The sequence below is a fragment of the Aliarcobacter vitoriensis genome, from assembly GCF_048320235.1.
GTDB classification, from domain to species: domain Bacteria; phylum Campylobacterota; class Campylobacteria; order Campylobacterales; family Arcobacteraceae; genus Aliarcobacter; species Aliarcobacter vitoriensis.
On sequence record NZ_CP182882.1, the window covers coordinates 582886 to 602269 of the forward strand.

The window sequence follows — 19384 nt, forward strand, 5'->3', positions numbered from 1 at the left end:
TTCTCATAATTTAACTAAAATTTAAGTTTACTTTCTGTATATTTTCTGATACCAATTATTAGTAATTTTATAAGGATATAAAAATGAGTGTTTTAATAATAGGCGGAGACCAAATATCACAAATAAGTTCAATGCTTACAAATTTAGGTGCAAAAACAATAAATCATTGGGATGCTAGAAAAAAATCTTCTGCTCCAAAGAAGAAAGTCCCTCAAGATACAGATTGTATAGTTATGCTTACATCTTTTTTAAATCATAATACTATGCTTAAATATAAAAATGAGGCAAAAAAGAAAAATATCCCATTTATATGTGCAAAAAGATCAATATCTTGTGTTTATGATGAATATGTAAAAATCATGGGAATAAAAGATTGTAGTCAATGCTATGCAAACTGTACTAATAAGGAACTTGAATGTCAATAGAAAATAATTTTATTGGTTTTTCGAATAATTTAGAGTATTTACCAAAAGATTTTGATGAATTTAATTCTATATATAGATTGAGACAGTTATTTTTAGGTCTTAGTAACAACATTTTAAAATCATATTGTAACTTTTCAAAATATGAACAAAGAAAGTTATCTATTTTACCTTTAAATAAGGCTTTCTCATACAAAATAAAAAGTATGCTACCTATAAGCTTTATTAAGTCAAAAAAAGCTACAAGTATGAAATTTAATCCATGTAGTAACTCTACAAATATTATAAATAGCTATTTAAATAATGGTATTAGTGGAGTTATATCTGCTACTAATTTAATACCCGTAGCAAAATTAATATCAGTTTGTTTTGTACAAAACTGTTTTCAACTACTTATTGATAAAGATTTACTATTTCATGAGTTTGTTTTAGATAAAATAAAGAAGCTTCATGGAAATAGAAAAGTTATTGATTTGGGTGATTCTATTGGTATTAAAGTTCAAAATTCTATTGGCATTAAAGTTTATACATCTTGGAAACATATAGAAACAACAAAACCAAATATAAAAAGTGAACTTGATAATGCAATAAAATCTATAAAAAAAGGTGAGTTTTATCAAATATATTTAGCTTATCCAAAAAACAAACAATTTACTAAACATATACCTGTTTATGTAGATGAATTAAAAAATAGAGAGTATCAAATCAAAGCGATACCATACTCTTTTAGATCAATTATAAAAAATTAAAGAAGGAACAAAATGGCAACAGCAATCTTTTATGGAAGTAATACAGGAAACTGTGAAGATATAGCTAAAAAAATAGCTAAAAAATTAGGGAATGTAGATATTTACAATCTTGACAAAACAAAAATAGAAAAAATAAATGACTATGACAAAATTATTTTAGGTGCTTCAACTTGGGGAGATGGTGAATTAAATGATGATTGGGAAAGTGCTTGGGATGATTTTAAAGAACTTGATTTATCAAATAAAATAGTAGCACTTTTTGGTTTAGGTGATCAAGAAAGCTATTGTGATGAATTTTCAAATGCGATAGGTATTATTTATGAGCATTTACAATCAATTGGTGTAAAAGTAGTTGGTTTTACGTCTACAGAAGGATACTACCATGATTATTCAAAAGCTCAAATTGATAAAGAATTTGTGGGATTAGTAATAGATGAAGACAATCAAAGTGACCTAACAGATCAAAGAATAGACGATTGGATCAACGAAATAAAATCTGATATTTTATAAAAAATAAAAGTAGTATAAAAAACTATACTACTTTTGACAATTCTCACAAATACCATAAAGTTGCATTGAGTGGCTAGTAATTTTAAATTTATTAGCTTTTGCAATTTTATCTTGTCTTTTTTCAATCTCTTCATCTATAAATTCGATAATAGCATTACACTCTGTACAAATCAAGTGATCATGGTGAGACTTCATATTGCTTTCATACTTTTTACCTTCAGTTCCAAAATTAATTGAAGCAATTAAATCAACTTCTTCTAAAAAGCTTAAAGCTCTATATACAGTTGCTATACCAACATTAGATTTAGGGTACTCTTTTTTTATCTGATTATATATCTCTTCAGCTGTTAAGTGACCATCTGCATGTAACAATATACTTAATACAATTTCTCTTTGTTCTGTATATTTAAGACCTTTTTGTTTAACTATTCTTCTAAGGTCGCTAATTACCTCTTCGTGATTATTATTATTCTCTATCATGTAACACCTCTCAATTTTTTAAACATTATAGTATATCTAAAGTTTTTAAAAATTTCAAATTAATTTTGATTTTATTTACACAAAATAGTAGTAAATTACTATTTTAACTCAAATTTAGATGAATACTCATTACCTTTATAAACAATTACAAAGTCCCATTGACCTTTTTCTCTTCCATCAAGGTATCTAAAATCATAGGCAGAGGTATCTCCAATAGGAATTACCATTTCTCTAGTTCTAGAAATTTCTCCATTTGGATCAATCCAATTTATAACTATTGTTTGATTATTTTCTACATCTAGTTCTACTTCAAATTTACATATAATTGAGTTTTCATCTTCTAAAATAACACAATCAACATTTGGGTTATAAGGTTTTGGTTCTGCTGCACTCTCTGCAAAAGCTGAAATTACAAAAAGCAAAACTATTAATAAATTTCTCATAATTCTCCTTAAATTTAAAAACAGATTATAGTAAATTTTTTATTAAACAATAATAATTAGTTTATAAACTTTTCCCAAATAACTTCTTCATGAAGACCAGCCCTATTTTTCAAAACTTCAAAAGGTTGATAAGCTCTTTTATATCCCATAGAATAATGGTTATCTATCCAATACCCTAAATAAACATATGGAACATTTAATTCTTTAGCTATTTTAATTTGAGCCAAAATAGAAAATTTTCCTATAGATAGATCTGAATATTCATGATCATAATAGCAGTAAATAGCCGAAATTGATTTTGGCAAAACATCAACTAATGCAACACCTATTAATTTATCATCTTTCATATACAAAAACTCTCTTGCATAGTCATCACTTCCTTCAACATAAGACTTTGCATAATCATCAACTGTTATAGGAGAATATGGCCAATCTTTTTTATCATGCATAAATTTATGGTATTTATCATATAAATTTAAATGTTCCATTGTGAGAGTTGGTTTTCTAATATATAATTTTGTATCTTTATTTTTTGAAAATACTCTTTTATCTGATTTTGAAAATTTATAATTTTCTACATCTATTCTCATAGAAACGCATTTTGTACAAGTTTTACACTCTGGAACAAAATGCATTTTTCCAAATCTTCTCCAACCTCTTTCTAACTTTTTTTGATAATCAGAAATTGAACAAGAGTTAATATATTGATATCTTATATCAGAAGCTTCTTTTTCAAAATATGAGCAACTTCTATTCTCTTCAAAAAATTCTAAATCACAGTTAAAAAAATTCATTTTCTATTCATTTATCTTTATTTTTATCTCTTTTGCTAATTGTGAAATCTTAGAAATTTTTTCACTATTTGATAAACTATTATCTAGTAAATGCTTTACAAAGGCACTTCCTACAATAACACCATCAACATTTTTTGCTTTTTCTTTACAAGTTTTTTCATCTACTCCAAAACCTATGTAAAGTGGTGTTTGTGTATATTCTCTAATATTTTTTATTATTTCACTTAAATCTTCACTTTTACCACTTCCAGTAATTCCTGCATAAGCAACCATATATATAAACTTTTTAGAATTTTCAACAAGAGTTTTTATTCTATTCTTTGGAGTTGTTGGAGCTACAAAAGTTATATTTGTTTTATTATATTTATTAAATAATTCATCATATTTTTGTGACATTTCAAAAGGTAAATCAGGAATAATTGTTCCAGAGATATTGTATTCTTGTGCCTTTTTCAAAAATTCTTCTATACCATAATGATAAAAAGGATTCATATATCCCATCCATAAAGTATCAATATCATGCCCTATTTTTGAAGACACTTCAAATAAATCGTTTAATCTAAATCCATTTTGAAGTGCCAATAAATTGGCTTTTTCAATAATAGGTCCATCAGCAACAGGGTCACTAAAAGGAATTCCTAGTTCTAAAATATCAACTCCATTTTCTTTTAAAGAATATGCTAAATCAACTGTTAAATCATTGTTTGGTAAAGAAGTAGTAATATATGCAACCAATTTTTTCAAAATGTAATCCTATTTTTAAATTGTATAGATTTTATCCAAAACCAAATTAAAATATATTTTTAGCTATAATCTTTCGTATTTAATTTAAGGATTTTTTAAATGAGTATAGTAGTAAACAATTTTGAAAAAATGAATATAACAAAAATAAAACAATCAAAAAATAAAAAAAAATTAACCGTTATAACAGCTTATGATGCACTTTTTGCAAAACTCTTTTCTCAAGCATCTGATATGATATTAGTTGGAGATAGTTTAAATATGAGTTTTGCTGGTGAAAAAGACACTCTAAGTGCAACTTTAGAACAGATGATTTATCACACGAAAGCTGTTTGTAATGGTGCAAAAGATGCTTTTGTTATAACAGATATGCCTTTTGGAACTTATATAAATAAAGATGAAGCTTTAAAAAACTGTACAAAAGTATATCAACAAACAAATGCTAGTGCTGTTAAAATAGAAGGTGGAGAAGATAGAGCTGATATTATAAAACACTTAACTTCAAACTCAATAGCTGTTATGGGACATATTGGACTTATGCCCCAATATGTAAGAAGTGAAGGTGGATATAAAGTTCGTGGAAAAACAAAAGAAGATGAAGAACAACTTATTCGAGATGCAATTGCAGTTGAACAAGCTGGAGCTTTTGCCATCGTTGTTGAAGGTGTAATGAGTGATGTTGCAAAAAAAATAACTCAAACAGTTAATATTCCAATAATTGGAATAGGAGCTGGAGTCGATACAGATGGACAAGTGTTAGTTTGGTCTGATATGTTAGGATTTTTTGAAGAGTTTAAACCAAAATTTGTAAGACACTATCTAAATGGAGCAAAACTTGTAAAAGAAGCTGTAAACCAATATAGAGATGATGTTCAAACTCAAAGGTTTCCATCTAAGGAAGAAGAATACTAAAATGAATTTAAAAGCGGAGCTTTATAGTGCAAAGATTAGTTGAAGTTGAATCTGTATCATTCGAAGAAGAAAAGAACGAACAAAGTCTTCGTCCATCTTCATGGGAAGACTATATAGGGCAAGAAAAAATCAAAAAAAATCTAAGAGTATTTATAGATGCTTCAAGAAAGAGAAATGAAGCTCTTGATCATATACTATTTTATGGTCCTCCAGGACTTGGTAAAACTACACTTTCATATCTAATATCAAATGAGATGAATTCAAATATAAAAGTAACAGCTGGTCCAATGATAGAAAAAAGTGGTGATTTGGCTGCAATTTTAACAAATCTTGAAGAAGGTGATATCCTTTTTATAGATGAAATACATCGTTTAAGTCCTGCTGTTGAAGAAATTTTATATCCTGCGATGGAAGATTATAGGCTTGATATTATTATAGGTTCTGGACCAGCTGCTCAAACTGTAAAAATAGACCTACCAAGATTTACACTAATAGGTGCAACAACAAGGGCTGGAATGTTATCAAATCCATTAAGAGAACGATTTGGTATGCACTTTAGAATGCAGTTTTATACACATGAAGAGTTGGCAAAAATCATCCAAAAAGCTTCATTAAAACTAGGAATATTTTGCGAAGACAATTCAGCACTTGAAATGTCTAAAAGAAGTCGTGGTACACCAAGAGTTGCTCTAAGACTATTAAGAAGAGTTAGAGATTTTTCTCAAGTTTCAGGAGAAAAATCAATAATTCTAAAAACTTGCCAATATGCACTTGATGAATTAGGAATAAATGAAAATGGTTTCGATGAAATGGATATAAATCTTCTTGAACTTCTTATTTCAAATCGTGGGAAACCTATGGGACTATCTACTATTGCAGCAGCACTTAGTGAAGATGAAGGAACAATAGAAGATGCTATTGAACCATATTTATTAGCAAATGGCTATATTGAAAGAACAGCACGTGGAAGAGTTGCAAGTGCAAAAACTTATGATATGTTTAGATTAACACCACCAAAAATGAATTCAGAGGATAAACAAGGAAATTTATTTTGAAACCATCACACTTTTTAATAGCAATTGCCATTTTACTGCTATTTTTCTTAGCACAATTATTCGATCCATTTTTAAAACCTATTTTCGTAGCAACACTACTAACAATTGCTACAAATTCGATGTTTATAAAAATAAATGCTATTATAAAAAATAATGCTGTTTCAACTTCCATTTTAACCTTACTCATGGCATCACTGTTTTTTTTACCAATGCTATATTGTATTATCTCATTTGCAACATTTTTTAATCAAGTAGATCAAAATATTTTGATAAATAACCTAAATGAAATTAAAAATTCTAGTATTAAACTTTTAGCTGAATTTAGTTTTTTAAATGAGTTCACACACAATATAACTTCAAGAATAGATATAGGTAAAATTGTTCAAACAATGGTAAGTTTTAGTGCTGATTTAGGGAAAAACTCTTTAAAATTTATGATGGATATGATATTTATTTTAGTATTCTTCTTATTTTTTACTTTGTATTCATCAAAAATTGCACACTATTTAAAAAATATTATTCCTATAAATAATGATGATGCAAATATTTTATTTAACGAATCATCAAGTGTTATGAGTGTAGTTTTTTACTCTATATTAATAACTGCAATTTTTCAAGGATTTTTATTTGGAGGTTTTTTAAGTGCTTTTGGATACGATGGACTTTTATTTGGAGTTTTATATGGTTTTGCTTCTTTAATTCCTGTTATTGGTGGAATAATAATGTGGCTTCCAATCTCTATTTATGAAGCAACAACAGGAAGTTTATCAAATGCTATTTTTATAGCAGTTTACTCAATAATAGTAATATCAATAATAGCAGATACTTTTATAAAACCAATAATAATAAATTACATAAATAAAAAAGTAGTAAAAAATAAAACGAATATTAGTTCACTTCTAATATTTTTTGCTATTGTCGCAGGACTCTCAACTTTTGGTTTTTGGGGGATGATAATAGGTCCAGCTATGATAAGTCTATTCATATCTATAATGGAATTAATAAAAAAATATAGTAGCAATTAGAGAAGATTATTCTCCTCTAATTAAATCTCCTCTAAAACTTGAAATTCCAAAATCTAAATTTACAACTTTCTCAAATCCCATATTTTGCATAACTCTTTGACAATAAGCACTTCTACTACCACTATGACAATATACAACTATTGGTATATTTTTTTTATCATTTAATGATTCAATAGAGTGATAAAAACTTGTTGTTGGAACTAAAAAATCAACACCTTTTATCCTTGCATTTATCCACTCCATCCACTCTCTTGTATCAACCAAACAAAAATCTATAGCTTTTTTATCTCTTGCTTTAAGAAGTGCTTCTAGTTCTTGAGAATTTATCTCTTCTTGATAAAATAGGTCTTCACACTCTTTTTTCGATAACCCATTAAAATCAGATATATCTTCTTCTATATTGGCTTGAGATTGTAAATCTTGTGCTTTTTGTGGTGTAACAAAGATACCACAGTGACAACTACCATTATTTGGTATTTCAACACTCAAAGCAGGAACACAAGGACATAGCCTGTTTTTTTCAGTTTCACTTTCTTCAATAACCATAAAACAGGGACAATATCTTTTACCATAAATAATCATATTTCTTGTTAATCCCATTTGAATAGCTTCATTTACTTCATTATTTGGATTAAATACTAAATTATGTGTTTTTAACACATCTTGTGTAAATTTTATTGTATTTTTTAGTTCATTTTTAAATTCATTTGATTCTACATCAATCTTTTTTATCATTTTTACCTTTCATATTTTTTAAATTATTCTTGACAATTATACTATATTTTCATTAATTAGAATTTTGGCTATAATGTACCAAAAAATTATTAAGGTTTACTATGAATACTTTTGATTATGAAAAATTAAAACTTTTTTATATAGGAAAAGAAACGATAGATGGACAAAAAACTCCATTGGTTTATCAAAATAAAGATTTATTGACTCATGCAGCTATACTTGGTATGACAGGAAGTGGTAAAACAGGACTTGGAATAAGTTTACTTGAAGAAGCAGCAATTGATGAAATACCATCGATAATTATTGATCCAAAAGGTGATATGACAAACTTGATGCTAACTTTTCCAGAGTTAAAACCTAATGATTTTGAACCTTGGATTGATGATAGTGAAATTTCAAATAGTGGAAAATCAAAAGAAGAATTAGCTTTAAATATTTCAAATTTATGGAAAAATGGAATCCAAAAAGATTTTCAAGATATAAGTAGAATAAAAAAATTAAAAGATAATGCAGATTTTACAATATATACTCCAGGAAGTAATGCAGGAGTTCAAATCTCTATTTTATCTTCATTTAAAGCTCCAGCAATTGAAGTTTTAGAAGACAATGAACTTTTTACTTCACTTATTAGTTCAACTGTAAGTTCTATTTTATCGCTAATTGATGAAAAAAGTGAAGCAACTTCAAAAGAGTCAATTTTACTTAGCTCTATATTTACAAACTATTTTAAAGAGCAAAAAGATTTAACTTTAGAAGAGTTAATCACTTTGATAGTTACTCCACCATTTTCAAAAATTGGAGTTTTTGATTTAGAAACATTTTTTGCACAAAATGATAGATTAAAATTTGCATTAAAACTAAATACAATCATTGCTAGTCCGTCTTTTAGCTCTTGGCTTGAAGGTGAAAGCCTTGATATTTCAAAAATGCTGTATGATGAAAATGGAAAAGCTAGAGTTTCAATATTTTCTATTGCTCATTTAAATGACTCTCAAAGAATGTTTTTTGTAACAATTCTTTTAAATCAAATCTTAGCTTGGATGAGAAGACAAGAAGGTACTACTTCTTTAAAAGCCCTACTTTATATGGATGAAATTTTTGGATATTTTCCACCACTAGCAAATCCACCATCAAAACAACCTATGCTAACACTTTTGAAACAAGCTAGAAGTTTTGGAATAGGAATCATACTTTCAACTCAAAATCCAGTTGATATAGACTATAAAGGTTTATCAAATATTGGAACTTGGTTTATAGGAAGACTTCAAACAAAACAAGATATTGATAAAGTTATTGATGGCTTAAATAGTGCAAGTGATGGTGCATTTAATAAGCAAGAATTATCATCAACTATAAGTAATCTTCAAAAAAGAAATTTTATTTTAAAGAATATAAATGAAGATAAAATAAAAATATTTGAAACAAGATGGGCATTGTCTTACTTAAAAGGACCAATATCAAAAGATGGTATAAAAAAACTTATGAGTGATAAACGAACATCAAATAAAGCTCCTAAAAAAGAAGAACAAACAGAAAATTTTATTGATGTTCAAAAAGGTGTATCAAAACCATTAATCGTAAGTAATATTAAGGAAAAATACAAATATATTTCTCAAAATAGTGCTTATTATATGCAACCAAATCTACTTATTTCTTGTACAACACACTATGTAAATAGTACAAAAAGTATCGATTTAGAAGAACAACTATCTTATAAAATATATATAGATGAAAATACAAAAGAGATAAATTTTGATGAAAAAGAAGAACTTTTAAATGAAATTTTTGATGAAAAAGATAAACCAAACTCATTTTATTACGAAATACCATCTTTTATTCAAAATGATAGAGAATTGAAAGCTTTAGAAAAAGATTTTGCTGATTATATATATAGAAATTCAAAACTCATTTTATATAAAAATGAAAGTTTAAAATTAACTTCAAAACAAAATGAAAATTTAAATGATTTTAAAATAAGAATACAAGATAGACTAAATGAAAAAATAGATTTAGAAATAGAAAAACTAAAAGAAAAATTCAAAAAAGATAATTTTTCAATAGAACAAAAATTATCAAAACTTTTTGACAAACTTGAAAAAGAGCAAATGGAAGCTTCAAATATAACTACAAATAGTATCATCTCTATTGGAACTTCTATTTTAGGAGCTTTTTTTGGAAAATCTAGTAAAAGTGCTATCGCTTCAAAAGTAGCAACAAGTTCAAGAGGTGTAAGCAAAGTTTTAAAAGAGAAAAATGATGTAAAAGCTGTTGAAAATGAGATAAATCTACTTCAAACACAAAGAGATGAACTTCAAAATAGATTAACAATAGAGATAGACAAAATAAATCAAGAATTTGATATTTCTAAATATCAAGTTGAAGAGTTATTTATAAAGCCAAAAAGAAGTGATATTTATGATATAAAAGTAGAACTTCTTTGGCAAGAACAGTAACAAACTAGAGTTTAAAACTCTAGTTCATATCTTTTTTCTAAATTTGTATTTTGAATAATACTATTTATTGAAATTCCACTTTTTCCACCAAAATCATATAAATAAGTATATAAATTTTCATTAAAAAGCTTAAAATATATATCATTTATAAACTCAGTACAATAAAAAGTATCATTTTCTAAAGAAAACTCAAAATCAAATTTTGGTCTATTTTCTAAAAATCCATTCAAAATTTTAGACAATGAATCTTCATTGATATTATTTTTATATCTGTAAATAGCTATTTTTTTTGAAAAATTTACAAAATCTTTTATATTTGATACTTTCATTTCATCACTATTTTCATCAACTTCTAAATGAAAAACTACAAAACCATCTTCACTATTTGCAACTATTCCTATATGTGAAAATCCAGCACCATCTAAAGAAGTAAAAAAATCACTTAAAGCATTATCTTCTTTTCGTAAAATAATATCACCATTTTTAAGTTCTAAAGTTTCTTTTAGGCTTTCAGTAGTTAAATCTTTTTCTCTTTTTTCCATAAATTTTTTTGCTTCATATGAAGCAAAAAAAAGTAAAAAAAGTATAGCAATAAGTCTAATTTGCATCTTTTCTCACTATATCACCATTTTCTGATATCAATATAGCCAAGCTTTTTGTACTCTCAAATTGAGATAATATTATAAGTAAAATCATCATTATAGGAACAGCCAAAAACATACCTATACTTCCCCACATAGCACCCCAAATAACTAAAGACAATATCACAACAAATTGAGAAATATTCAATTTATTTCCCATAAGTTTTGGGTATATAATATTTCCTATTACAAACTGAATAATAACCAAAGCTGTAAATAACCATAATATATCACTTAAATCATCTATTTGTATAAATGCAAAAATTGTAGGTATTAAAACAGCCACTATTGTTCCAACGGTAGGAATGAAATTTAGAATAAATGCTATAAATCCCCATAAAACAGAAGCTTCTAAACCAAAATATTGACATATTAAAAAAGTTAAAAATCCTGTTACCAAACTTACAACCGTTGTTATAAAAATATATGTTCTAATTCCTTGTGAAATTGAAGTTAAAATATTTTTTGCTCTTAATTTACTATCATTCTTTTTAAAAAGTGCATTTAGTTTTGCGTTGAAAAATCTTTGGTCAATCAGTAAAAAAAGCACATATAAAAAAATTTGCATCAAATTACTAAAAATTGAGCTAAAAACAACAAATATTCTATTTAAAACACTAGAGATACTGAACTCTTGAAAAAATTTACTTAAAGGTTCTTTCAAATCTATTGAAGTTAAAGTTGAAATTTTATCTATTACAATATTTATTTTTGAATCTAATTGAGATACTACAGAACTCAATTCCATCATACTTGTAGTTAAAAAAGCTCCTATTTTTATCATAGAATATATGATAATTATTAAAGATAAAGGAGTAGCTATAAAATCTAAAAATTTATTATTTACATAAGGAATTTTTCTGATTTGTGATGCTAAAGCATTTATCAAAAACCATATAAAAAATGCTATTGCAATAGGGATTAGAATGTTACTCAGACTATTAAAAGCATAAACTACCAAAAACATAAAAGCAAAAACATAAAATAGTTTTGCAAAATTTATATCACTTTTGAAACTTTCCAAAATATCCCCTTTTTATTAGGCTCTAGCAAATTTCCTAAACTTATCTTTTGCTAACTCTTGCATATCTGTAACTTCATCCATTTCATCAACTATTTCAACTCCAAGTAGAGTTTCCAAAGCATCTTCAAGTGTTACAACTCCACTTGTTTGTCCATAGCTATCAACTACTATAAAAAGGTGGCTTTTTCTTCTTACAAATAAATCTATCAATAAAGAAACATTTATATCTTCTGAAATTTTATGAACAGGGATCATAATATCTTTCAAAAGAGTATCTTTTTTCTTTTTCACACTTTTTTCTAAAATAGTTTGATTGAAAACAACTCCTACAATATCGTCTATTGTTTCATTAAAAATTGGAATTCTTGAGTGAATATAAGTCTTATCCATTTTCAAAGCTTCTTTTACAGTTGTTTGAGAATCAAGAGCAAAAACTACACTTCTTGGAGTCATAATATCTTCTGCTTTTATACTTTTTAGTTTAAATAAATTCTCAATAAAATCACTCTCTTTTGCTTGAATAGTTCCCTCTTTTTCACTCAAATTTACTAAAGCCATAATCTCATCTTTAGAGAAATTTGCCTCTTCTTTTTTATTTTTTTGTATATAATTTGTGATTTTTGTACCAACCCAAATAAATGGATATGTTACTTTTATTAAAAATGATATTGTATAAGCTGTTGGAACTAAAAATCTTTTCCAATACAATGCAGCATAAGTTTTCGGATATATTTCAGTAATATATAAAACCAATAAAGTAAGAATAAAAGCAACCAAACTTTGCCATTTTTCTCCAAATACAATAGCAGCTTGTGCTCCAACTCCAGCTGCTCCCATAGTATGTGCAAAAGTATTTAATGTCAAGATTGCAGATATCGACTTATCAATATCTCCTTTCATCTCTTTTACCAAATTTATACTTTTAGGGCTATAGCTATTTTTGTCCATACTTTCAATATAAGAAGGAGTTGAAGATAAAACAGTAGCTTCTAATATAGAGCATAAAGATGAAAAAAATAGTGCTAAAAAAAGGTATATAAATAGTAGTGTCATTTTTTAAACTCAATTAATGAAATATTTTTTAAAAGATGATTTATATCTTTTAAATTTAATATATGTTTATCTTCTAAAACTTTCATAAAAAACCTAACTTCAGCATTAGTGAATCCATCAGGTTCTTTTTGTTTTACAGAGACTTCACAACCATCTTCTAAACGAATCCTATATAGTTTTTTATCTGTAAGTTTTGCATAATAAACTACATCTATTTGTGTTTGATTTACTTTTTCTAAAGTTACAATAACTCTTTGTGTATCAACTTGCATATCAAAATCTTGATACAGTTTTTTAAACTCTTCAACTTCCATATACCCAATGTATAATTTTGTATAAATATCAAAATATAATTCCATTTTTGGTGATGAAAAAAATCTTAAATCGACACTAAATTTTGGATTTTTTCGTGAAGTATTTAAAATCCACTCTAAAGTTGGAAAGTAAGGAAACTTCTTATATTTGAGGCTATCAGCTTCAAGATATTTGTCATTATTTGGAGCTTTTAGAGTTTGTAAATCATTTTTTACTCTCTTTGTAAAAATCATCTCTTCTATTAAACTTTCGTCTTCTAAATCTTTTGTAACCCAAATCGTGGCATATTCTGGGAAATTTCTAAGCCCAGTTGAACCAGAAGTTAAAACTATCAAAGCATTTATTTTTAAATATGGAAATATCATCTTCAAAAGTGCATATTTCTTAGCCAATCGTTTATTTAAACTTGCTGTTTTTTTAGATGTACTCATCTCTACAAAATAAAGTCCATCTTTTGTAAAAAACAAAGCATCAAACTCACTTATATCTTTATATGCTGATTTAAAAACTATTTGAGAAGTTCTGTCTATTAAAAGTCCACTTTTTATAAATTTATTCTCTTTATCTTGATATGGTCCTTTTAACACAAAGCCTTCAATATCATCATTTGTTTTTGCATAATCAAGTAAAAGTTCATAAATAATATTTTCATAAATCTCTCCTTTAAAACTACTGTATGCTGTTAAATAAGAAATTTCTTCTTTTGAAACATCACTTTTAAATAAAGATTTTAAAGTTTTATTATCATATGAGTAATGAAAAAGATTATCTTTTATATCTTCGATATCTAAATTTTTGATTTTATCTGTTATTTTAAATTGCAATTCTTCTCTTTTTTTCATAATAGCTTTGATTATATCAAATATTTTCTCTATTTAAAATAATAAACTTGATATAATGTCAGCTTTAAAAAAAGGGTATGAATGAAAAAGGTATTTAAATTAATTGTGGAAAATAAGTCTAAAGATAGACAAGTTGATTCAATTAAAAATGAGATTAGAAAATACGTAAAAAGAGAAAAAAACAAAAAACTTCCTGAAGAGTTTAATTTTTGGAGCTTTGAATGTAAAGCTGGTAAATCTCAAGATGAAGCAAATAGTATCGAATTTAAAGATATTATTAAATATGTTGATTTTGCATCGTCAGAAAATTTTGATAGTTTTTACTTAGAAATTATTGCTAAAGCAGTTTTTAAAGAGAAGAAACAACAAACAATTGAAGATGAAAATTTAGAATAAAATAGCAATTTTTGGATTGTCTATTTAATATAAATAAGTTAATATTTTAAAAATTTAAAGGAGAAATTATGAATTACATAACAAACGCGAATTTAAAAGAAGCAGATAACGAAGTATTTGCAATAATTGAAGATGAATTAAAAAGACAAACAAATCATTTAGAGATGATTGCAAGTGAAAACTTCACAAGTCCAGCAGTAATGGAAGCTATGGGTTCAGTTTTTACAAATAAATATGCTGAAGGGTATCCATATAAAAGATATTATGGAGGTTGTGAACAAGCTGATAAAGTTGAACAACTAGCAATTGATAGAGCTTGTCAAATTTTTGGTTGTAAATTTGCAAATGTTCAACCACACTCTGGAAGCCAAGCAAATGGTGCAGTTTATGCAGCATTACTTAAAGCTGGTGATAAAATTTTAGGTATGGATTTATCTCATGGTGGACACTTAACTCATGGAAGTAAACCAAGTTTTTCAGGACAAAACTATTCAGCATTTTATTATGGTGTAGAACTTGATGGAAGAATAAACTATGACAAAGTTGAAGAGATTGCAAAACTTGTTCAACCAAAAATCATTGTTTGTGGAGCAAGTGCTTATGCTAGAGAGATTGATTTTAAAAGATTTAGGCAAATAGCTGATAGTGTTGGTGCTATTTTATTTGCAGATATTGCTCATATTGCTGGTTTAGTTGCTGCAGGTGAACACCAAAGTCCATTCCCACATGCTCACATAGTAACAACAACAACTCATAAGACTTTAAGAGGTCCAAGAGGTGGAATGATCATGACAAATGACGAAGATATTGCAAAAAAAATCAATTCAGCAATATTCCCAGGACTTCAAGGTGGACCACTTGTTCATGTAATTGCAGCTAAAGCAGTAGCATTTAAAGAGATTTTAGATCCAAAATGGAAAGATTATGCTAAACAAGTAAAAGCAAATGCAAGAGTTTTGGGAGAAGTTCTAATAAAAAGAGGTTATGATATAGTAAGTGGTGGAACAGATAATCACTTAGTATTAGTAAGTTTTTTAAATAAACCATTCTCTGGTAAAGATGCAGATGCAGCACTTGGAGATGCAGGAATTACTGTAAACAAAAATACAGTTCCAGGAGAAACAAGAAGTCCATTTATCACAAGTGGAATTAGAGTAGGAAGTCCAGCATTAACTGCACGTGGAATGAAAGAAAAAGAGTTTGAAATCATAGCAAACAAAATTTGTGATGTTTTAGACAATATAGAAGATAAAGAGTTACACAAAAAAATCAACAAAGAGATGGAAGAACTTGCTTCTAACTTTGTGATTTATTCTAAATCTACTTACTAAGACCCAAAAGGAAGTGTAATGCCTGCACTAGATAAAACATATAAACAGATAGAAAAGGCTATAAAATATATAGATGACAACTTCAAACAACACCCAAGTGTTGATGAAGTTGCACTTAATATAGGAATGAGCAAATATCACTTTATAAGAGTTTTTAAAGAGTATGTAGGTGTTACTCCTCAACAGTTTTTACACTGTGTAACTTTAAATTATGCAAAAGAACATATAAAAGAATCCAAATCTATACTTGATAGTAGTTTAGATATTGGACTATCTAGTACTAGCCGACTTCATGAACTTTTTGTAAACTTAATAGGTGTTACACCAAAAGAGTGGAAAGAAAAAGGAAAAGATGTACAAATAACTTATGGATTTGGACAAACTCCTTTTGGTGAAGCTCTTCTTGGATTTACTGATAAAGGGATTTGTTATTTAGGATTTATTGACAATAACAAAAAAGAGATTTTCCAAAGATTTAATGAACTTTGGGAAAATGCTAATTTAGTTTTTGATGAAAAATTGGCAAATGAATACTTGGAAAATATCTTTGTAAAAAATCAAAAATACCCCCTTTTAGTAAAAGGTACAAATCTTCAAATAAATGTTTGGAAAGCACTTCTAAATCTTCCAAATGGAATAGTAGCAACTTATAGCGATATCGCAAACTATCTTGAAAAACCAAAAGCTGTAAGAGCAATAGCAAGTGCAATAGGACAAAATCACATAGGATACTTAATCCCTTGCCATAGAGTTATTGCAAAAAGTGGAGCAATGAGTGGTTATAGATGGGGCATTGAGCGAAAAAAAATCTTAATAGCTTACGAATCAGTAAAAGAAAATAGTTAAAATGAATAAAGTTTTTAGTATTTATAAAAAGCTTTATGAAACTTATGGTGCTCAAGGTTGGTGGCCTTTTATAAACTATCAAGGTCAAAATAGCCAAAAGCAAGGAAATAATGATGGTTATCACATTTTAGATTATAGTTTTCCAAGAGATGGAAATGAGATTTTTGAAGTATGTTTAGGCTCAATTTTGACTCAAAATACTACTTTTACTTCTGTCATAAAATCTTTAAATAACTTAAATGATTTAGGTTGCCTAAACTACAAAAAAATCAAAAACTTACCAATAGAAAAACTAAAAGAACTTATAAAACCATCTGGATATAACAACCAAAAAGCTAATTATGTTTTAAATTTTATAGAATTTTTTGAAAACTTAAATGGTAAAATTCCAACAAGAACTGAACTTTTAGCTATAAAAGGAATTGGTTTTGAAACTGCTGATTCTATGCTTCTTTATGGCTTTAATCAAGCAGAGTTTAAAGTAGATGCTTATACAAAAAGATTGCTAGTACATAATAAACTTTTAGATGAAACAGCAAAATACAACGATATAAAATATTTTATGGAAGATGAACTAAAAAAAGTGATTTTTGATGAAAAAGAGCTAGTAATAACTTACCAAGAATACCATGCTTTGATAGTAAATCACTCAAAATTGTATTACTCAAAACAACCTTATGGAAATGGGTGTTTTTTAAATAAAATTTGTTAAAGAACTTTCTCTCAAAGCATTTCTTGAAGCTTTATCTACAAGATTAAAAATCTTATCAATTTCATTTTTCAAACTATTTTTTTTATGCCCTTTTACTTTTATAAAATCAATATTGAACTTATCTATTTTTTCAAAAAATAGTTTATATAACTCATGATTATTTATAGTTTTTTTAGTTGAAGTTTTATAGTCATTTATCTCAAACTTTTCTCTTCTATTTTGTAAACTTAGTATATTTTGACAGTCAGTATAAACTTCTATTTGAGTATTTTCATCTATTACAGCAATCTCATCTAAAGCCCAAAGCAAAGTTTGAAGTTCAAGCTTTGTGGAGCTTGTATCTTCAAATCTTTTTATTTTTATAGTTTTCTTTAGCTCCTCAAAAGAAAAACTCTCATCAGAAATTTTTAAAAAAGCCCCAAATCCTATTTTCTTTTGTGGGTTTACACTTGAATCTGTAAATAATTTGATTTTTTTCATATTGTTGCAACTTTTTGTGTAAATTGTAAAAAGCTTAATTCATAATTTTCTATATTTTTTATTAGTAAATCAATATGTTTCATCATTATCCTTAATATTCTTTTATCAATTTTTTTAATTGATAATATCCATTTTTATTTATAACTATTTTATTTGTCCAAACTAATATCCAGAATAAACTACTAATTATATATTTAGATGTTAAAAATTTATTAATTTTATATTTTATAGTCTTTATAAAAGATTCCTTTCTTAAGTTATAAGAGGAAAGAATCTCTCCATTCAATATTTTATAATATATATATTCTCTCAAATCTTCTTTCCCTTCTTCAATATATTTTAAGTTCCAATTTATATCCCATTTTATATCCCATCTATCATTTATTAACGAAGAAAACATTGGGTATAATTTTTCAAATTCTTGATTTACACTATTATGATTTATACTAACTACTTCTATATATATTAAATTATATTTTGGAATTATAGAATCTTTATAAAATTCAAGTTCTTGAAAAGGTATTTGATTTAATATAAATATATTAGGTTTTTCTTCAGGTGATAAACTATCTATGTATATATGTTGAATATAATTCCCAAATATTGATTTTGCAACAATTTTTATTATTAAATTCTCAAGTTTATTTGTTGAATTATTTTTAATCATCAAAAACGAATTATCATTTACATCATTCTTATATATATTTTCAAGACATATCTTATAAGAAAAACCAAATTTATCAATATTGTGCCAATTTGAAGTATATAAATGCTCTATATATTTTGAATGAGAATATTGATAATATTTTAAAAATAATTTTTTATCAATAAATTCTATTATTTTACCTATAAATGGTATAGGAATACTTATTTCTGCCATGACTTTATTTCCTTATTTTATTTTTTATAATTATATTACAAATCTAAATATATAGCAACTATAATTATATCAATATGAAATATTTTTATATTTAATTAAATAAATGATATTATATTTCAAATAAATAAAGGTATAGGAAATGAAAACTTATGGAGAAAATAACAATATTTTTGATGCTGTAGAAAGTTTTATAACATATGGGATTGTTGCTATAAAAGGTACAAAAACACCAGCTTTAAATTATGCTCATAGAATTATTAAAGCTTTAGAACCTTATTCTAATGTTAGCCCAACTGTTAGTTATCAAAATGTAGAAAACAATGGATATTTATATTTTATAGTAGATTTAAATAGATTTAATTTATTGGGTAATGAAATAAAAGAATTTATAAATATAATTGATAAAACAAATATTGGATAAAAAGTATTGCAAATTGTGATTTTATTCTAGGATAAAAGATAAAATCAAAGGCTTTATAGCAAAACGAGACTAACCATAATTAATAATATGTGTGAATTAGGAAACGATACACACAAAATAAAAT

General features: G+C 26.3%; 23 protein-coding genes. 12 read left to right on the plus strand and 11 right to left on the minus strand.

Going from position 1 to position 19384, the window contains the following annotated elements:
- Positions 1-83 precede the first annotated feature (83 nt).
- The 3 genes from ACNSOS_RS02885 to ACNSOS_RS02895 are packed head-to-tail and all read left to right on the plus strand — an operon-like array spanning position 84 to position 1681.
- Complete coding sequence (locus ACNSOS_RS02885; protein WP_113895258.1) at positions 84-425, plus strand: DUF2325 domain-containing protein; 342 nt, start codon at positions 84-86, stop codon at positions 423-425.
- Positions 416-1171 carry a hypothetical protein gene (locus ACNSOS_RS02890; RefSeq protein ID WP_418185873.1) on the plus strand — a complete coding sequence of 252 codons (756 nt, stop codon included), beginning with the start codon at positions 416-418 and terminating at the stop codon, positions 1169-1171. The genes ACNSOS_RS02885 and ACNSOS_RS02890 overlap by 10 nt, the downstream gene beginning before the upstream one ends.
- A gap of 12 nt (positions 1172-1183) precedes the next feature.
- Positions 1184-1681: a flavodoxin gene (locus ACNSOS_RS02895; RefSeq protein ID WP_418185874.1), complete on the plus strand. Its 498-nt coding sequence runs from the start codon at positions 1184-1186 to the stop codon at positions 1679-1681.
- 27 nt (positions 1682-1708) lie between these two features.
- Here the strand turns inward: ACNSOS_RS02895 and ACNSOS_RS02900 are convergent, their stop codons facing one another.
- From ACNSOS_RS02900 to trpA, 4 genes are all read right to left on the minus strand, one after another.
- Complete coding sequence (locus ACNSOS_RS02900; RefSeq protein ID WP_222718461.1) at positions 1709-2161, minus strand: Fur family transcriptional regulator; 453 nt, start codon at positions 2159-2161, stop codon at positions 1709-1711.
- 98 nt (positions 2162-2259) lie between these two features.
- Positions 2260-2604 (minus strand): hypothetical protein, encoded by a 345-nt coding sequence (locus ACNSOS_RS02905; protein WP_235827004.1) that lies wholly within the window; start codon positions 2602-2604, stop codon positions 2260-2262.
- Positions 2605-2660: 56 nt separating this feature from the next.
- A complete protein-coding gene (locus tag ACNSOS_RS02910; RefSeq protein ID WP_113895254.1) occupies positions 2661-3398 on the minus strand; it encodes an arginyltransferase in 738 nt (245 codons plus the stop codon).
- A 3-nt stretch (positions 3399-3401) separates the two neighbouring features.
- Positions 3402-4142: a tryptophan synthase subunit alpha gene (gene trpA / locus ACNSOS_RS02915; protein WP_418185875.1), complete on the minus strand. Its 741-nt coding sequence runs from the start codon at positions 4140-4142 to the stop codon at positions 3402-3404.
- A 99-nt stretch (positions 4143-4241) separates the two neighbouring features.
- Between trpA and panB the strand changes: the two genes are divergently transcribed.
- The 3 genes from panB to ACNSOS_RS02930 are packed head-to-tail and all read left to right on the plus strand — an operon-like array spanning position 4242 to position 7131.
- Positions 4242-5051 carry a 3-methyl-2-oxobutanoate hydroxymethyltransferase gene (gene panB, locus ACNSOS_RS02920; RefSeq protein ID WP_418185876.1) on the plus strand — a complete coding sequence of 270 codons (810 nt, stop codon included), beginning with the start codon at positions 4242-4244 and terminating at the stop codon, positions 5049-5051.
- Positions 5052-5077: 26 nt separating this feature from the next.
- A complete protein-coding gene (gene ruvB, locus ACNSOS_RS02925) occupies positions 5078-6106 on the plus strand; it encodes a Holliday junction branch migration DNA helicase RuvB (RefSeq protein ID WP_418185877.1) in 1029 nt (342 codons plus the stop codon).
- Complete coding sequence (locus tag ACNSOS_RS02930; RefSeq protein ID WP_418185878.1) at positions 6103-7131, plus strand: AI-2E family transporter; 1029 nt, start codon at positions 6103-6105, stop codon at positions 7129-7131. Before ruvB ends, ACNSOS_RS02930 begins: the two co-directional genes overlap by 4 nt.
- Before the next feature lie 6 nt (positions 7132-7137).
- Here ACNSOS_RS02930 and ACNSOS_RS02935 read toward each other — a convergent pair whose 3' ends face one another.
- Positions 7138-7866: a ferredoxin-thioredoxin reductase catalytic domain-containing protein gene (locus tag ACNSOS_RS02935; RefSeq protein WP_418185879.1), complete on the minus strand. Its 729-nt coding sequence runs from the start codon at positions 7864-7866 to the stop codon at positions 7138-7140.
- A gap of 101 nt (positions 7867-7967) precedes the next feature.
- On the opposite strand from ACNSOS_RS02935, the gene ACNSOS_RS02940 reads away from it, so the two are divergent.
- On the plus strand, positions 7968-10319 hold the full coding sequence (locus ACNSOS_RS02940; RefSeq protein ID WP_418185880.1) for an ATP-binding protein: 2352 nt from the start codon (positions 7968-7970) through the stop codon (positions 10317-10319).
- 11 nt (positions 10320-10330) lie between these two features.
- On the opposite strand, the gene ACNSOS_RS02945 is transcribed toward ACNSOS_RS02940, so the two are convergent.
- Genes ACNSOS_RS02945 through ACNSOS_RS02960 form a run of 4 tightly spaced genes read right to left on the minus strand, consistent with a single transcriptional unit; the run spans position 10331 to position 14176 of the window.
- The gene (locus ACNSOS_RS02945) at positions 10331-10927 is read right to left on the minus strand and encodes a YiiX/YebB-like N1pC/P60 family cysteine hydrolase (protein WP_418185881.1); all 597 of its coding nucleotides are present in this window, start codon (positions 10925-10927) and stop codon (positions 10331-10333) included.
- Positions 10917-11984, minus strand: a complete 1068-nt coding sequence (locus tag ACNSOS_RS02950) for an AI-2E family transporter (protein ID WP_418185882.1) — start codon at positions 11982-11984, stop codon at positions 10917-10919. Before ACNSOS_RS02950 ends, ACNSOS_RS02945 begins: the two co-directional genes overlap by 11 nt.
- A gap of 15 nt (positions 11985-11999) precedes the next feature.
- The gene (locus tag ACNSOS_RS02955; RefSeq protein ID WP_418185883.1) at positions 12000-13037 is read right to left on the minus strand and encodes a CNNM domain-containing protein; all 1038 of its coding nucleotides are present in this window, start codon (positions 13035-13037) and stop codon (positions 12000-12002) included.
- Entirely contained in the window at positions 13034-14176 is a 1143-nt protein-coding gene (locus ACNSOS_RS02960; protein WP_418185884.1) for a hypothetical protein, read from the minus strand. The genes ACNSOS_RS02955 and ACNSOS_RS02960 overlap by 4 nt, the downstream gene beginning before the upstream one ends.
- Before the next feature lie 99 nt (positions 14177-14275).
- On the opposite strand from ACNSOS_RS02960, the gene ACNSOS_RS02965 reads away from it, so the two are divergent.
- The 4 genes from ACNSOS_RS02965 (at position 14276) to ACNSOS_RS02980 (ending at position 17479) form a co-directional block, all read left to right on the plus strand.
- Positions 14276-14590: a DUF6172 family protein gene (locus tag ACNSOS_RS02965; RefSeq protein ID WP_113910190.1), complete on the plus strand. Its 315-nt coding sequence runs from the start codon at positions 14276-14278 to the stop codon at positions 14588-14590.
- A 68-nt stretch (positions 14591-14658) separates the two neighbouring features.
- Entirely contained in the window at positions 14659-15921 is a 1263-nt protein-coding gene (locus ACNSOS_RS02970) for a serine hydroxymethyltransferase (RefSeq protein ID WP_418185885.1), read from the plus strand.
- Positions 15922-15939: 18 nt separating this feature from the next.
- Complete coding sequence (locus ACNSOS_RS02975; RefSeq protein WP_113910191.1) at positions 15940-16767, plus strand: bifunctional helix-turn-helix domain-containing protein/methylated-DNA--[protein]-cysteine S-methyltransferase; 828 nt, start codon at positions 15940-15942, stop codon at positions 16765-16767.
- Position 16768: 1 nt separating this feature from the next.
- Positions 16769-17479, plus strand: a complete 711-nt coding sequence (locus ACNSOS_RS02980) for an endonuclease III domain-containing protein (protein WP_418185886.1) — start codon at positions 16769-16771, stop codon at positions 17477-17479.
- Here ACNSOS_RS02980 and ACNSOS_RS02985 read toward each other — a convergent pair.
- Positions 17462-17959 carry a ribonuclease HI gene (locus ACNSOS_RS02985; protein ID WP_418185887.1) on the minus strand — a complete coding sequence of 166 codons (498 nt, stop codon included), beginning with the start codon at positions 17957-17959 and terminating at the stop codon, positions 17462-17464. The genes ACNSOS_RS02980 and ACNSOS_RS02985 overlap by 18 nt on opposite strands.
- A 91-nt stretch (positions 17960-18050) precedes the next feature.
- The gene (locus tag ACNSOS_RS02990; RefSeq protein ID WP_418185888.1) at positions 18051-18839 is read right to left on the minus strand and encodes a hypothetical protein; all 789 of its coding nucleotides are present in this window, start codon (positions 18837-18839) and stop codon (positions 18051-18053) included.
- A 139-nt stretch (positions 18840-18978) separates the two neighbouring features.
- Between ACNSOS_RS02990 and ACNSOS_RS02995 the strand changes: the two genes are divergently transcribed.
- Complete coding sequence (locus tag ACNSOS_RS02995) at positions 18979-19260, plus strand: hypothetical protein (protein ID WP_418185889.1); 282 nt, start codon at positions 18979-18981, stop codon at positions 19258-19260.
- The last annotated feature ends 124 nt before the right edge of the window (positions 19261-19384 follow it).

What these genes read in the sequence shown, in the direction of transcription:
- ACNSOS_RS02885 (WP_113895258.1), top strand. Translation starts at nt 84, where the DNA reads ATGAGTGTTTTAATAATAGGCGGAGACCAAATATCACAAATAAGTTCA.
- ACNSOS_RS02890 (WP_418185873.1), top strand. Translation starts at nt 416, where the DNA reads ATGTCAATAGAAAATAATTTTATTGGTTTTTCGAATAATTTAGAGTAT.
- ACNSOS_RS02895 (WP_418185874.1), top strand. Translation starts at nt 1,184, where the DNA reads ATGGCAACAGCAATCTTTTATGGAAGTAATACAGGAAACTGTGAAGAT.
- ACNSOS_RS02900 (WP_222718461.1), bottom strand. Translation starts at nt 2,161, where the DNA reads ATGATAGAGAATAATAATAATCACGAAGAGGTAATTAGCGACCTTAGA.
- ACNSOS_RS02905 (WP_235827004.1), bottom strand. Translation starts at nt 2,604, where the DNA reads ATGAGAAATTTATTAATAGTTTTGCTTTTTGTAATTTCAGCTTTTGCA.
- ACNSOS_RS02910 (WP_113895254.1), bottom strand. Translation starts at nt 3,398, where the DNA reads ATGAATTTTTTTAACTGTGATTTAGAATTTTTTGAAGAGAATAGAAGT.
- panB (WP_418185876.1), top strand. Translation starts at nt 4,242, where the DNA reads ATGAGTATAGTAGTAAACAATTTTGAAAAAATGAATATAACAAAAATA.
- ACNSOS_RS02935 (WP_418185879.1), bottom strand. Translation starts at nt 7,866, where the DNA reads ATGATAAAAAAGATTGATGTAGAATCAAATGAATTTAAAAATGAACTA.
- ACNSOS_RS02940 (WP_418185880.1), top strand. Translation starts at nt 7,968, where the DNA reads ATGAATACTTTTGATTATGAAAAATTAAAACTTTTTTATATAGGAAAA.
- ACNSOS_RS02945 (WP_418185881.1), bottom strand. Translation starts at nt 10,927, where the DNA reads ATGCAAATTAGACTTATTGCTATACTTTTTTTACTTTTTTTTGCTTCA.
- ACNSOS_RS02955 (WP_418185883.1), bottom strand. Translation starts at nt 13,037, where the DNA reads ATGACACTACTATTTATATACCTTTTTTTAGCACTATTTTTTTCATCT.
- ACNSOS_RS02965 (WP_113910190.1), top strand. Translation starts at nt 14,276, where the DNA reads ATGAAAAAGGTATTTAAATTAATTGTGGAAAATAAGTCTAAAGATAGA.
- ACNSOS_RS02970 (WP_418185885.1), top strand. Translation starts at nt 14,659, where the DNA reads ATGAATTACATAACAAACGCGAATTTAAAAGAAGCAGATAACGAAGTA.
- ACNSOS_RS02975 (WP_113910191.1), top strand. Translation starts at nt 15,940, where the DNA reads ATGCCTGCACTAGATAAAACATATAAACAGATAGAAAAGGCTATAAAA.
- ACNSOS_RS02980 (WP_418185886.1), top strand. Translation starts at nt 16,769, where the DNA reads ATGAATAAAGTTTTTAGTATTTATAAAAAGCTTTATGAAACTTATGGT.
- ACNSOS_RS02985 (WP_418185887.1), bottom strand. Translation starts at nt 17,959, where the DNA reads ATGAAAAAAATCAAATTATTTACAGATTCAAGTGTAAACCCACAAAAG.
- ACNSOS_RS02990 (WP_418185888.1), bottom strand. Translation starts at nt 18,839, where the DNA reads ATGGCAGAAATAAGTATTCCTATACCATTTATAGGTAAAATAATAGAA.
- ACNSOS_RS02995 (WP_418185889.1), top strand. Translation starts at nt 18,979, where the DNA reads ATGAAAACTTATGGAGAAAATAACAATATTTTTGATGCTGTAGAAAGT.